General features: G+C 56.7%; 8 protein-coding genes. 5 read left to right on the top strand and 3 right to left on the bottom strand.

Features of this window, described 5'->3' with window-relative positions; genetic code table 11:
* Positions 1–44 precede the first annotated feature (44 nt).
* The 4 genes from APH25_RS07585 to APH25_RS07570 all read left to right on the top strand — a co-directional run bounded on the left by APH25_RS07585 (position 45) and on the right by APH25_RS07570 (position 11268).
* Positions 45–1877 (top strand): hypothetical protein, encoded by a 1833-nt coding sequence (locus APH25_RS07585; RefSeq protein ID WP_060481545.1) that lies wholly within the window; start codon positions 45–47, stop codon positions 1875–1877.
* Entirely contained in the window at positions 1829–4435 is a 2607-nt protein-coding gene (locus APH25_RS07580; protein ID WP_156333145.1) for a hypothetical protein, read from the top strand. Before APH25_RS07585 ends, APH25_RS07580 begins: the two co-directional genes overlap by 49 nt.
* 1 nt (position 4436) lies before the next feature.
* Entirely contained in the window at positions 4437–7328 is a 2892-nt protein-coding gene (locus APH25_RS07575) for a hypothetical protein (protein WP_060481543.1), read from the top strand.
* Between the two features lie 73 nt (positions 7329–7401).
* The gene (locus tag APH25_RS07570) at positions 7402–11268 is read left to right on the top strand and encodes an RHS repeat domain-containing protein (RefSeq protein ID WP_060481542.1); all 3867 of its coding nucleotides are present in this window, start codon (positions 7402–7404) and stop codon (positions 11266–11268) included.
* Positions 11269–11317: 49 nt separating this feature from the next.
* Here APH25_RS07570 and APH25_RS07565 read toward each other — a convergent pair whose 3' ends face one another.
* The 3 genes from APH25_RS07565 to APH25_RS07555 all read right to left on the bottom strand — a co-directional run bounded on the left by APH25_RS07565 (position 11318) and on the right by APH25_RS07555 (position 13271).
* Positions 11318–11857, bottom strand: a complete 540-nt coding sequence (locus APH25_RS07565) for a fimbrial protein (RefSeq protein WP_060481541.1) — start codon at positions 11855–11857, stop codon at positions 11318–11320.
* Positions 11858–11934: 77 nt separating this feature from the next.
* Positions 11935–12660: a molecular chaperone gene (locus APH25_RS07560; RefSeq protein ID WP_060481540.1), complete on the bottom strand. Its 726-nt coding sequence runs from the start codon at positions 12658–12660 to the stop codon at positions 11935–11937.
* 65 nt (positions 12661–12725) lie between these two features.
* Positions 12726–13271, bottom strand: a complete 546-nt coding sequence (locus APH25_RS07555; RefSeq protein ID WP_060481539.1) for a fimbrial protein — start codon at positions 13269–13271, stop codon at positions 12726–12728.
* Positions 13272–13647: 376 nt separating this feature from the next.
* Here APH25_RS07555 and APH25_RS07550 point away from each other — a divergent pair, with 376 nt between their 5' ends.
* Positions 13648–15099, top strand: coding sequence for a hypothetical protein (locus APH25_RS07550; RefSeq protein ID WP_156333144.1), 1452 nt, complete (start codon positions 13648–13650; stop codon positions 15097–15099).
* The last annotated feature ends 7 nt before the right edge of the window (positions 15100–15106 follow it).

Raw genomic sequence — 15106 nt, 5'->3', positions numbered from 1 at the left:
CGCCGTAAAACTAAGGGCATCTTGAACCCGCTAGGAGCCTCTTCATGGCGACCAAACGCACAGTGGAATACGGGGCTGAACAGTCCCCGCGCAACCCCGCCCCTGAAATCCCGGCGCGAAATGCGTGGGGTGAAATTGATGTCAAAAACATGAATGGCGCGCCCCTGGAATTTGTGATCACAGGTGCGGATATAAGGTTTGGTCAATATATCTATCCGGTCTGGCGCGGCATCGCTGCAGACGGTACACCTTTTGATGAACTTGACGCGATGGTTGAAGTGCCGCTGGATTACGACACTACAAAAACGATGCGAGCAGTCGTCAGTAATCGTTTTGTTCAACCCTTCGACGGTGGCTGGGCATTTTTATCTTACAAGGTTGATGACGCAGCAGAGAGCACGCCGGACTCAATGCGGGTCTTTTGTTACCTGGGACTGCGCGACCGTGGTGGCAGTGCCGAAACATTATCGGTGGCGCAGGCACGTGAGTCGCATGATCGTGTGATTGTTGCTTCGGACCTGGAGACGGAAGGTGTGCGCCTGTTTGCGCCACGCTACCGGGCCATGCAAGTTGGCGACCGTATCGAGCTGGTGGGGCGCAAGTTCAGTGCTGCAGGCGTCGAAGTGACGCCACCGGCAAGCGAAGTTTACGCGGTGACAGAAGCTAACCTGGCTGAGCCACTGCAGTGGCAAGTTGCCAAGTCGCACTTCATTCGCGTGCAGGACGGGCGGATGGAGCTCCAATACACCATCACGCTGGCCGGTATAGGCGAAAAAATTGAATCCCCGGTGCAGGAAGTGGCGGTAGCAAGGGCGCCGAGCACTGTCGACCTGTTGCCCGAGCCTAAAGTCGATGGCTTCACAGGCGCCCCACTGGACCCTGGCAAATTCCCCAATGGAGTCACAGTTCGCGTACCGTCCTATTCAGGTCTACAAGCGGGCGACTACGTGCTGTTGCACTGGAAAAGCCCCGCCCAGATCGAGCCTGCCGTGCAGTTTGCACGCATGGATGCGAGCAGCCCTGAAAGCGCTGAGACCGTCTTGCAGGTTGACGCAAGCTTGCTTGTAGCGGGTAAACATCACGTGTTCTACCAGATTGCACGGGCGGGGCATGCGCTGACTTCCCATGCCCTGGACGTCGAGTTCGAAACGGCACGCAGCCTTGCAGAGCCAACCATCGAGCGTGCCGATTCCGATACGGTGCCAGGCACACAAAAGCTAAGGGCAGACAGCGCAATTCTCGGGGCTTATGTAGTGGTGCCTGACATCCCGTTGCGTCCAGGCGAACACTTTGAGGTTCACTGGGACGGTTATGAAAAAAACGGAAAGCAGATTACTGCCACACCTGTCGAGGCCGGCGGCCGACGATTCAAGATAGACCCTGGCGTTGTCGCCGCTAACATGCATCAAGCCGGCGCGGACAACAGCAGGCGTTTCACTGTGTTCTACCACATCGTCGATGAAGAGGGTGGGCGCTCGGCGCCTTCCGCCACTGTGGATTTACGCGTCCAGCCGCTGGTGTTCGAAAATAATGTCAAGTGCCAACATGCGCGAACCAATGGCGAACTTCGGCGCTCCGAGCTGGATCGGAATAATGGTGCGTTGCTCGAGGTCTCCGGGGTGCTGCTCTGGCCTTTCGCTGCACCAGGCCAACCCTTCACGCTGGCCATCGAAGGCGGCGCCGTATTACGCGATCAGTTGCCTGTCACCGCCGGTGAACATGGAAATAATCGGATACAACAGTGGTTGGGTGTTGGCGTTTATAACAGCCTGGAAGAAAACAGGCAGTACACCGTTAGCGGGAAAGTAAGTTTCGATAGCGGTGACAGTTGGCACGCACTTCGGCCGCTGCTTATTACTCCGAAAAAGTCAATGTAAGCGACCTTGAAGCTGGCCCGGCCTGGCAATTTGGCGGGCTGCTTGGTGTTGCATTAATCAAAGCATGGAACAGGGAGATTAATCTGATGAACAGTAAAATTCCGGTGGTGACTCAGGCTGTGAGTGCTCAATCGCTTGAAGAATTTCTTGAAGAGATGGACAAAGGCGCAAAAACCCTGAAGTGGGATGCGCTGCTGGTGTTTGACCGGGGCGCTGCCAACGCCTTGCTGTCGCAGGAGTACATTGACCGTATCGGTATTGAAGACGTGTTCTTCCCTGCGCTACCTGACGACACGGTCGAGGCAGGTAATGGTATCGAGCATGTCTTGCTTGGCCTCGTACTGGACAAACCACGGCTGTCTTTTGAAAACGCAAGCATCAATGAGTCGAAAGCCAAGTTGCAGATGCGTCTGGTGGGCGGTAAGCATATTGAAGTGATCGAAACGTTCCTTGATGGCCAACCCGTCAGAAGCGTAGCAGCCCTGTCGGTCTATAATGCGGCCACCGGTGGTGTACTGGATATGAATATCCGGCTGGAGGCTACAGAAGGTTCCGTTGAAAGTAGCGGTAAAGTGTTACTTGATCTGAAGGATGGGTTTGATCATCAATTCAGTGCCGGTGGAACAGAGCTTGAAAAGATACGCTTGGGGCTTTATTTCGACCAAGTGTTGAAGGGCTGGAGCGAAGATAACGAAAAAATCACACAGTTTCCGCTGAGTGAGCTGGTCGTTGACAGCGAATCGCCTATCAATCCAGGTGTCTTTGGTCTGCGTACCCATAAAGCCCCAAATGGTGCGCTGCTCGGCAGTGAGGCGTACGGTGACGGTGCAGTTGTTGTATTTGTCGCGATGAGGGGCAGTGATGCGGGGTCTTATCCCCATGACGATGCGGCCATGTTGTATATGTTGCCTGATGCTTCGGCGCCTTACACCAGTAACCTGGTGCTGTCGTCGGCGTTTCTGGCCAAGCAAGTCATCAAACCTGGCCTGGACCAGTTTGAGTGGATAAAGGACAAGTTTGACGTGGTGGACTTGCCTGGCGACCGTTATAAGTTTGTCGCCAATGCAGCGGCTACTTCTTACGTGGCATTCGAATATTACGACAGTGGCAATGGTGGGACAACTCAGACTTGGCGCTGGAGATTGTCGGTTAATGGAGTCCAAGCCCAGCTGTTTACCAAGGACGCAGAATTGGTATTCGAGGGTAGGTCGCTTAAAGCGAGCTGGTCCTCTACGTCAGAGGTGGGTAAGCTGGTGTACTGGATTCAGACCGGGAATTCGTCAGGCGATACCAAATCACTGGATATCAATGCAACGGTATCGATTGATGCGAACTACAAGTTCGCGCTCTCTGTTGTGGGGGGTAAGTCGATGCTAAAGTTTGTAATGGATAAATTCACGATTAGCACGGACATTTCTGTCGAAGATGGGTTCGGTTCTGGCAACGGCGCTGCCGATGCCAGAAGCAAATCAAAAGTCATGGTAGATCAGTTGGAAGATAAATTGAAGGCGGAGTTTGAGGCAAAAGCCCAAAGCCTCTTGGACATGACGTTCGAAATCGACGCGTTGCGTCTTAACAACTTGCTGTTCCGTGGCGAAAACGTCGTTGAACCGCGCACCGTGGCCATGCCGACCGACCTGACCCTGCTAGGTAACCTGGCGCCCAAACGTACCACGCTGTCCATCAGCCCTTCGGAACCCATCGTTGCAAGCGGCCAGGTGATCGATTTTGTAGCCCAATCTGCACCAGGCGCTGTTACGTGGGGGGTGAGTAATCTTCCCGGCGAAACGGGCGAAACCGGGCAGTTTAAAGATCCATTGAAGGGACGATTTACGGCGCCATCCGATGATGCGCTACATGCAGAAGGCCACCGCCGGTTGATCGTGACGGCTACCAGTGGCGAACTCGTCAGCAAGACGTTGGTTAGCGTTGTACCAAGCCAGGTCACGGTGAACCCATGGGTAGCGGCGGTAAATGTAGGCAAAGGCTATTCACTGACTGCGGGCACCCCGGATTCTGCAGCGCTGACATGGGACACCCCGGCGCTGGGTACTGTAACCCCCGATACCGATCCGCTTAACCCAGGAGGTTACAAGTACACCGCGCCGGCTACGCTGCCCAAGCGTGAATCAACAGACCCGCAGCACTACAGGGCGCTGCGCCTGGACCCGGTCACTGTTCGGCCAGCTGCCGGTGGTGCGGCAGCGACCATCGACATGCTGGTTGTGGGCCCCAAAAACCCCAATTACTGGCTGGAGCCAAAAGCCATGACCGATGGCCGCGTGGAGCTGCCGTTCTACAGGCTCAACATGGATTTTGACAAGGTTGAGGTTCCTGACCCTGTCGAATGGAAAGTGCTGCGCGGCGGTGGAACCGTCGACCAGGCAACCCGGATATACACGCCCGCGCCCGATACTGACGAGCAGTACGTGATCATATCGGCCTATTGGGTCAACGATATGGCGGGTGATACCCACGACTACGTCATTTTACCCCTGCCCATCGTTCCGGTGCGGCGTTACGCCGATATCCTCAATCCGTCCATCAAGGAGGTGTGAGATGAACCGTGATGTGAACAACACTGTTTTGCAAGAAAATGTGCAAGCGTCGGTCCGCCTCGGTTGGGGGGGCGTCCTTGCCCTGGACCGCAGTATTCTTGACCTTTCGCTTCGTGAACAGTACCTGGAGACGCTCGGTAATTTCGGCATGATGGACCCTATCCATCTGGAAGCCTACCTTGACGAGGGAGAGCGAGTCAGCGTTTCGTTGCAAGGGCTAGTGCTGGGCCCGCCCCAGGTCAGCTTCGAGAATGCGACGCGGTTCAGCCAAGACCTGACGTTGCGGATGAACATCCTCGCCGGGGAATACATGCGAGTAGTGCATCTGCCTGGCAGGCCCAAACGCGTCGTGGAGAGTTTCACCATCACCGAGGCCATGGGCTATCGGGTTGAAGCACCGTTGTCATTGCGGCTCGGCCGGCCGGAGGGTAGCCGCTTCACTTTGCTGGAGCTGGATCTTGCCAGTGCCACCGGATTCTCCACCAATCTGGGGCCTAACCCTTATGCCAACAACGTGATTGGTCGGCGCCTGCAAGAATCGATCAGCTACATGCGGGCTTATCAACGTACCTATTCCCTGGGCAGTTTCGTCATGGATGATTACTACCCGCTGAGCCCGGACCAGTTCATGGTGCGTACCATGCCGGCACCCTGGGGGCAAAGCGAAGGGAGCCCTCGCCTCGGTGACGGTGCGGTGCTGGTCTTCATGCAGCTGGGTATCGACGTGCGTCCAGGGGGGCAGCCAGACCCAGGTATCGACTTCCCTTACCCGATCCCCGAGGAGGCGAGCGGGTTGCCGGGCACCCTGATCCTCGTTCCTGATATCGAGGACCTGGCGGCGGGAGAAATCAGGGATGTACTGAAGACCTTCAGCCTGCCCAGCGGCCATGAGTTCGTTCTTGGCAAAAAAAATACCGGAGCTGATCTTGTGGTGTCCGGATACTGGCAGAAAAAACAGCAGGCTGTAACGGTCGAGCCGGCCCTCGCGACAGTCGTATCCGGGCAATCCATCCCGTTCACTGCCGCAGGCGCAACTGGCACCGTGCGATGGTCGGCCATTAACCTGAAGCGCCCTGCGGCGGTCGGCACATTCAATGGCGCCAGCTACAGCCCGCGCCCTGCAGGCAGTTTCGTCGAGGACCAGCAGATGGTGCTGGTAACCGCTACCTCGCCTGAAACCGGCGGCGAAGGGCGCAGCCACGCTTTGGTGATGGAAAGTGCCCGTGCGGTGCAAGTGGCACCACGTGTTACTACCTGGGTGCAAGGTGAAGATCCGATCGAGCTCCGCGCCTCCAGTGTCGAAGCAGGCAGGCTGGAATGGGAGCTGGTGGGCGCAGCGCTTCTGTCGGAAGGTGAACAACGCGTTCAGACGCTTGACGAGCCGATTGGTGATCTTGACGACAAGGGTGACGGTCGGGCCATTTTCACGCCCTATGCGCCTGGTGGCGATCGCAGTCTCTTCAAGGTCCAGCGAATCCGTTGTACCAACCAGCTCACCGGGGAGAGCGCCGAAGCTGCGGTGGTAGTGATCAGGTGGCATGCGGGCCTGAATGTGGTTCCGTTCCACGTGGGGCAAGCGGTGTCGGTTCAACCTACGCCGTTCACTGTGATGTCTGAAGACTTCTCGCAAGATATTGGCAGCACCGTGACCTGGACTGTGAATGGGGAGGGGGAATTCGATGGCAACGTGTATATGCCTCCAGAGAACCCGCAGTTACCCATTGCGGTGGTGACTGCGAGAGACGGCGTTGAGCGCGCCGGCTACGCCATCGTGGAGTTCAGCGAAGGCCGGCAGGAAACAGCCGGCCTGTTGTCATGGGAGGCCCTCGGCACCTTTGAACTTAGAGCCATCGGTGCACCCCAGTGCTTCGCCAACGGCTGGCAGCAGATCGAAGTCGAGGTCACCGTTGCCGCTGCGGACGATCACAATGATCAACCGGTCGATATTTCCGACGCCGATCTGGCAACTTTGAAGTTCTTGAACACTGACAGCAATAACGATCTACCCTTCCTCGCGCCGATGGAAGAAGCCTTGGGCAGCGTTGATCTAGGGGGTGAAGACTGGGCGGTAAACAGGAACGCAAACAACATCAACAGGCAGGCTGCTGTAAACGCTGGGCCGATCGAGCCCTTGCGGGCCAGAACCCGCCGGTTCTTCTTCCATTCCCGTAAACCCGGGATGATCAGGGTTATTGCTTCGATACAGAATACCTTGACAGGTAAAACAGTCACGTCGTCGGGGAGCGGCGAGAAGGGCAGACTCGAGTTGCGAGGGGCGGACCTCCCTTCCTTCACCCAGGAGCTGTATTCCTTCAAGCGCACCCGCGTGGCAGGGGATAAGTCTCCGTCCGAAGGGGATGAGTTCGCTTACGTGGACAAAAGTACTGACAACTGGTTGCTTGAGCACGTTCTCAGGGAAGGCCGGGTGACCAAGTTTGCCCGCCTGTTCATCAGGGATGCCGATAGAAAATCGGCTGTACGTTGGTCGTGGAAGCCCGGGTCGTCGACGCCGCCGATCAAAGACGACGACTTTGTCAGTTACACCGGTTTCTCTTTCCAGTCGGTGGATGGCGGGGTCCGCGACGGATTGTTGTTTGACGGATTGCTCTACCGCATGGCGAAGCAGCGAGCGTATGCACTGCCGAAAGTGGTGCAAGGCGTAAAACCGGGTGCCGGGCAACTGATGTTGATCCTGCAGCGGGATACGGGTTTCGTTCTGCAGAGTGAGCAGGAAGACCCGGTTTATCGCCAGTCACTTGAAAAGAACCTGGTGTTTACCCTGCTGGATGTGGAAGGCAACGTGCATCCGCTGACGTTTGCTTTTGATGCCACGGCGGAGGAAGAGAGACAGGGAATAACCCATCGTGACGTCCTGACACTTTCCGTTCGATAAGCAAACGGCTTACCTCGGCACAGTTTGAGTGCTGGGGTGAGCACTTCACAACACCTTTCGGATACTCAATCACATGGCGATCGAAACCGTACTCCATTCCAATGCATTCAATGCTTCTGGCTTTGTGCAAAACAATGTCGACCCGCGCACTGGCCAGTATGCGTTAAGTATCAACCTGCCACCCCTCGTCGGTAACGACCAAGTGGGGCCAGAACTGCCGATTCGGCTTGTGTTCAACCCGTTCAGTGACAAGAACGTCGGCTTTGGCCGGGGTTGGTACCTTGAGCTTACCCAGTACGTGCCGGGCACGCGCATGTTGCGGCTGCACACCGGGGAAAGTTTCAAGGTGACCGGGTCTGGCGCAGAGCCAGGAATCAAAGAAAGAAAGCTCAAAAGTTTTCGCTTTTTCGATGACAGTGAAGGGAACAAGAAACAGTATCGTGTTGTTCACAAATCCCACATGGAAGAAGTCCTGAGCGAGTACGGAACCCGGGATAATCTGGTTGCGTTGCCTTCTGAAGTCCGCGCTGCTTCCGGCCATCGTATTCTGCTGAGCTATACGGCCGATAGCCAAAGGCTGGAACGTATTGTCGATGGCGCGGGCCTGGAATTGCTGAAAATCAGCTATGGCAGCACGGTGACCCTCGATCTGCACCCCAATGCCAAGGGTGGCAACCAGCCGTTGGCGCGATACAAACTCATCCTGCGCAATGAGACGTTGAGCCAAATCGACTTGCCGGAAGCAGCAGGGGGCAATTGGCGGTTCGACTACACCACGGCCTTTGGCCTGACCTGCCTGGCCAAGCTGTCCACACCCTATGGTGCCGTGGAAGATATCCGCTATGGGGAGAATGGCGATACAGGCCATCTGTTGCCAGGCGGCGGGACGCGTACAGCGATACCGCGGGTGACTTCTCATGTGCTCAACCCTGGTGCTGGCCAGCCGCCGATGAAAACCACCTACACCTATACCATTTTGCAAGGCAGTATTCAGGCGCCCAACAACTTTGTCGGTAACGGCAGCGGTGTAACCTGGCGTGACGATGGCGAAGATAACCTGTATCGCGCCCGCTCCAGCTACTTGTATGGCAGCACCGCTCACCAATGGGGCAAAGGCGCGGATGGCAAGGACCAGGTATTGCGCACTACCCAGCGCACGTACAACCGTTTTCACTTGCAGGTGGGTGAGGTTGTGTTGCAAGGCAAAAACCAACTTGCCAGCAGTACGACGTACCACGGCAATGTGTCAACGGAGTTTGACAATCAGCCGAGCAACTTCCAGTTGCCGCTGGAACAAGCCCGAAGTTGGTCACTGCTGGGGGATGCCTCCAAGGTTCGTTACGAGCCGGCCACCCGGACCGAATATGACTTGCATGGCAATTTGACCGCTCAAACCTCGCCCTCCGGCCAGCGTACCGTTATCGAGTACTACCCTGCCGAAGGTGCTGATGGCTGCCCGCCCGACCCGGACGGCTTCGTGCGTAATCAGAAGAGCCTGACGCAGTTCCCGGCATCAGGTGGAGACCAACCCGCGCCCGTCCTGCGCAAGCGTTTTGAGTATGAAGCGTTCGCCCGGGTCAGCTACCCAGGTGCTTCGGCCAAACGGGTGGCGTCAAATTGGCTGGTCCCCACCCAGGAAAGCTTGTGTGAAGTGGTTGGCGAGGTGGAGCAGGCTGCGCTGCAAGTCACCACCATTAGCTCGATCAATGACCCCACCGACTTGCTGCGCCATGGTCGCCCGCTGCTGCAAACATTGCACATGGGCGGTAAAGCTACCAACACCGGTTATACCTACAGCAAGGAAACCCTCGATGGCCACCCTGTGCTGGTGACCGAGCAGCAGGTGACGGGCTTTGATCATGGCGAACTGGACGCCGAGACCGGCCAGCCACGGCATGTCTGCAAGGTGATCACGCTGAAGGATTCGATGCTCATTGGCCAGCCGCTGCTCAATCGCGACGACAACGATGTCGAAATCGAGTACGCGTACGACGCTCTGCGCCGGGTAGTTCGCGAAACGGTATCGCCCAATGAAGCGGCGTACACGGCATCGCGCGTGTATGGGTATGGCCTTGTGAGCGCGCCTGGCGGTAAGGCGTCGCAAAGCCGGGTGGACGTCAAGGGGGTTGCCATCCGCTCGTATATCGATGGCCTGGGGCGAGTGGCCAGCGAGGAGCGTCATGACGCGGACGCCGAAAATATCCAGCTGCATCAGGTCTTCCGCCCGCGCAATGCGTTTACCTACGATGAGCTGGGCCAGCTGACCCAGGCAATAGAATACGATTGGAAAGGGGAGCAGCAAATGCCGCTGGCAACCCGGTATGAATACGACGACTGGGGACAGCAGTGCTGCGAGATTGGGCCGGATGGAGTCAAGCGGTTTGAGGCGCATGATCCGATCGGGTCCAACCCTGACGGGCAAAACCCTGAGGGCAAGCTGCCCACCCAGACCAGCTGGAGCGAATCTGCCGATGGTACGTTGAGCCTGGGCAGGACCACCATTTGGTTGAACCTGTTTGAGCAGCCCGCCCAGTCACAGCGTTTCGACCTGGCGGATAAGCTGTATGCCAAGCAGGAGTACTTCTATGACGGCTTGGGGCGTAATGTGCGGGAAGTCGATGCGCGCAATGCCGTTACCCGCTCCAGCTATGACGCGTTCGGCCGCCTGGTAGACCAGACGCTGGCGGACAGGTCCGTGGTGCACCGCGATTATGCCGTGCACAGCAGCGACGACCTGCCGATCAGTATCAGTGTCGGGGGCACTGTGCTGGGGGAGCAGGTTTTCGACGGCCTGAACCGCATGACCACCTCCATCACCGGGGGGCGGGCAAGGCACATGCACTACGAACCTGGCCAATCCAGGCCGAGCAAGGTGAAAATGGCTGCAGGCAACGTCATCGAATACCAGTACATTCCGCAGTTGGGTGAGGACCCGGAAGTGCGGCGCATTCCCGGTAAACAGGCGGACTACAAATTCGATCCGCAAAACGCGCGGCTTACCTGGTGCAAGGAGGAGGGGGATGAGATTACCCGGGCCTATTTCAGTACAGGCGAGATCAAGGAGGAAACCCGCACGATCGGGGACGAAACCTGGACCATGGAGTACGGGACCAGCCTGTTGGGGCGCCAGTTGTTCTACAAAGATGTTCTCGGCCAGAAGCAGACCTACGACTACTACGCCAGTGGCCTGCTGGAGCAGACTGCGCTGGGGAGTACCAGCAGCCGGTTCTTCTACGATGGCTTGAGCAATACCCAATGCATCCTCACCCTGGATGGCACCCAGGGGCTGGCCACTGAATTGGAGTATGACCACCAGGGACGTGAAAGCCTGCGCAGGTTCGTATTCCTGAATACCGTGGTCCAGGCGCCGATTGAAGGCTTCAAGTTCGCCAACGAAACTGTGCAGGCACTGGTGGAAGAGGCCGGGCTGCGGGTACAGGGTGTGCAGGAACTGGTGCAGGAATATAGCGTGCTGGACCAGATTACTTCCAAAACGTTGAGCGAGAATGGCAGTGCCTTGCGGGAGGAAACGTACAAGTACGACGTGCGCGGCCGGCTGGAGGAGTACCTCTGTGAAGGGTTGCTTTCCCATAGCCCGAAAGACCCGGCTGGAAAGACTATTCGTCAGCAGTATTTCGAGTTCGATCCACTCGATAACATCACCTGGGTACTGACCGAATTTGAGGAAGAGGACGGTAGCAAGGGCGCAAACGAGGCCACCTACCTATTCGAAAATGAAGACCCTGCACAACTGACCGGTGTGACTAACACCCACTCCGCCTATCGCGATTTCACGCTGGAATATGATGAAGACGGCAACATGAAGGTCGATGACAAAGGCAAGGCGTTGACGTATGACGCCCTGGGGCGTCTGAGCAGCTACGACGGTAGCGGCTATAGCTACGATCCTTTGGACAGGTTGGCCGGCCAGGAGGCCTGAGGGAGGGGAAATGAAGATCGGGCCGTGAGGCCCGATTTTTTTGCGCGGCTTACGGTATGTCCACCCTGAACTGGACATCACTATTGGCGAAACCGGCGGTGACCTGGGTAGCGATTGCTTTGTACGCGGCAGAGAACAACATGTCGGTAGGTTTGCTGTCATGCAGGGGGTACTGTTTGGAGGCGATCCCGTTATCCACCGGGGTGCCTACGTTGTCCTTGATGATCAAGGCCAAGCCCGTGGCGCCACCTGGCTCCAATGCATACAGTGTGCCACTGGCGCCAGCGCCGCCGTAATTTCCGGTAAAGGTTACGTTGGCATTGGCACCGGGCAGCAGGATGCAGCCGCTGCCGGGTGTAAGGCGCAAGCCGAAGGCGCGGTTTGCAGCCTCGTCGTCTGCTTGCTTGAACTGGGCAGCGTTCACGATGCCCATGTAGATTCGGCTGGCGGGCAGGCCGGTCGAAGGGTCGATGATTTCAATCGCGCAGGTCCCACTGCTGACCTTGCCGAAGAAGTTGATCGAGCCGGTGTTTGCCAGCGCCTGTTGACTGGCCATGGCGAGTCCAAAGGCAATGACTAGCGGCTTCATGGAGAGCTCCTTGATTTTTGTGAATTACGATAGCAAACGAGCCCGGAGGGCTCGATCGTATGTATTGGCAGGCAGGCTCAGGGAACGCTCGACAGCGCTTTTTGCATCGCCTCAGTGGCGACCCCGTAGTCATTGATGGTGGTAAAGATCAACTGCAAACCCTTTACCGATTTGATTTGGGCAAGGTCATAAATCTGCTGGCCGAACGGTGGCGCCATTGCCATAGCCTGTATAGCCTCCGTTTTACCTGCAGCGCTGACCTCCAGGCGCCCGAACGTGTAATAGTAGGGCGTCGGGTTGTCTACCACTAGCTGGACACGCCCAGGGCCTTGGCGCACGGACCATTTCAGCTCTCCGATGCGTTCGACGGGCCGATCTTTCAATTGGCTGGGGCGGTAGAAAAGCTTGAGTCGCGTACGCAGTGCAATAGTGAGTACGTTTACGTCCTCAGGCGTTACTTCGGGGATTTCCTGAACATTGAGGTAGAACAGTGTTTCCCGGTCCTCAGGCAGTTTGTTTGGCAGGCGGCTGATCTGCACCATCTGCTCCTTGCCGGGGTCCAGGCGAAACAACCCGGGCGAGGTCGCCAGAGGGACGGCTGTGTCGGTATCGTCCTTGGCGGTGTTGACCCAGCTTTGTACCGCGTAGGGGCGCGGGCTGGGGTTGGCGATTACCACAGAGGTGCTGCGTTTGTCGCTGTCGAAAACGACACGTGTGGTATTGACGGTGAGCGCTGCCTGAGCGGGTTGCAGGATGGCTGCTAGGAAAATACCCAAGCCAAGGCGGCGCAAGTGAGTCTTCATCTGGCGATACCTGCTTAACGGGATGAACTAACCCCAGGCGGCTTCAGCGCACCCGGGGCATTTTCTCATGGGATGTCGACAAGAAATTGCACATCGGTATTGGCGGTACCGGCAGTGACGGCGGCGCCAGTGGATTTGTATGCCGCAGAGAAGATCATGGTGGTGGGGTTCGTGTCATCCAGCGGGTACTCCTTGGAAGGGGTACCGTTGACCACCGGTGTGCCGGCGTTGTCCTTGATGATCAAGGCCAGGTTGTTGGCCCCACCTGGCTCCAGCGCATACAACGCACCACCTGTACCAGCGCCGCCGTAAGCAGCGGTGAAGGTGACCTTGGCGTTGCTACCAGCTGAGATGACACAGCCGCTTCCTGGGGTGACACGCATGCCGAAGGCGCGCGAGGCGGCCTCATCGCCAATGGCGTTGAACTGCGAAACGTTGACGTTACCCATGTTGATGCGGGCCACAGGCAGGCTGGTTGATGGGTCGATGATTACAATCGGGCAGGTACCGGCATGGACCTGGCCGTAGAAGTTGATCGAACCGGTGTTGGCGAATGCTGCGTTGCTGGCCAGGCCAAGCCCGAGGGTAAGCGTGATAAGCGTCTTTTTCATGTTGAACTCTACTTGTGGGTCAGTTGTGGGCAGGACGTTCTGGTCCTTTGGGTTTCTGCCGAACAACTGGCCGGCAGGGAGACACGGAGGTTAGGCCAATAAGCAATCGATTTGCGTAGGTAAATTCCGATGATATCCAGGTAAATTCATCATTCTAGGGTCCGCTTATGCGTCGCCCAGTGCGTTGGCAAGCATGTCGTTACTGAGTTCTGTTTCAGAATGGTTAATTTCAACATTCAGAACAACTGACAAAAATGCCAGTTTTCAGGCCTTGTTCAAGGGTGTTCAATCAAGGCTTACGCATTGACGGGCTAGTAATATGACAAATGCTATGAGGGAAGGCGCTGATCCAGCGTCTGAGGACCCACTATTGTTCATGTTGGCCGAGCTGTCCACTGCCAATATGTTGTGGAGAGATGCCAACCATGATGGCTTTCTGATCGAGTCGATGGTTACCGCCACGCCTATGCCGGGTGGGGTCATCGAAACTACGATGAGAAAGTTTTCGCGCATTGAAATCATTGGGACGGGTATTGTTTATACCGAAGTGTCTCTGTACCCAGCGTATGACGTTGTCACCGATACGAAGAAGCTAGGTAATATGGGTGACGAACAGATTCTCCGGTTGACACAGGTTCCGCTCCCCGCTGGAAGGCTGAGGGTGAGTTTGCGTCTCGATAGCAGCTACCTCAGGTACCGGGCGCATGATCAAAGTGTGCTGAGTTTCGAATGGGCAGGAGAAGCCTATTACGCCTATTACTACCCAAAGGACTCAAGAACGCCTACAACGGTGCCTGCGGAGTATGAGGACTATTATGATCGCCAAAAAAAAATCGAAATTGCGATGATGCCGCGGGCTGTCGATTCGCAACTTCAGGATCTTTACATCTATATATCGATGGACAACCTGCGAGATCGGCTTTTCTATTTTGCTCAACGACCTCAAGCGTACCAAAGCCTGGCAGGTCAGACGCTACAAGCCCCTACGCCTGAAGCCCAGACAGTCTTGCTTGGGGTGTTTTCACCAACCTATTTTCCAGAAGCCGCAGCAGGTAGGCCGCCCGCAGACAATGCGTGGGTCAGCCATCTGGTTACACCACCGGGCTCCTGCGTGCCGATTGGAGGCACGGGACCCGAGTGGGTCAGCTTCTACAGGAGAGGCCCTAAAACGCCGTGGAATCCCTCAACGGTTGCGAGTGCGGGTGAAGTTCACAAAATTGCTCCGCAGGCACGGATTTTCCCGGCCGGTGAGCGAAAGCAGCAATTGGCGTTTGTCGGTGCTCCCTTACCCGGTGCTGCCTGGAGTGTGGCGGGTGATGCAGGTGGACGTATTGTCAAAGAGGGTAGCGATCACTTTTATGAGCCCGCGACAAAGCCGCCTGGCGTTATGTTCAGCGAACCGGGGGAAACGCTGATCCCCGCTGCCTTGATATCAAGCTATCCGTTGCTGCCCGCGCGCGCTGATGTGGTGACGGCTGCTGGAGGTGGAGCCCAGGCCTCAGCACTTTTCGTCACGACATTCGTTGGGCCGACGAACTTCGTCAGGTTCCACGCTGAGGGCGCCGCCCTGCGGTTGAGTTGTTGCTATTACAACATCGATCAGGAGGAAGTGGTGTTAAAGCCGGAGGATGTCAAGTGGTTTATTCTTGCTGGCAACGGTGAAGTATCGGCGCAAGGCATATTTACACCCCTGCCGGCAGCACCTAGCCCTGTGACAATCCTGATGGCACAAGATATTCGCGTAGACTGGGAATGGCGATTTGCGGTGACGATCATTCCGATGCCATTGCTGTCTCTACGCGATGTACTGCGGCTACAGCAAGCGTGAAGCGTGT

It is taken from the genome of Pseudomonas sp. NBRC 111119 (assembly GCF_001320125.1).
In the GTDB taxonomy this organism is placed as follows: Bacteria; Pseudomonadota; Gammaproteobacteria; order Pseudomonadales; family Pseudomonadaceae; genus Aquipseudomonas; species Aquipseudomonas parafulva.
Note: the sequence above shows the minus strand (reverse complement) of the source record. Positions and strands in the feature narration are given on the sequence as shown.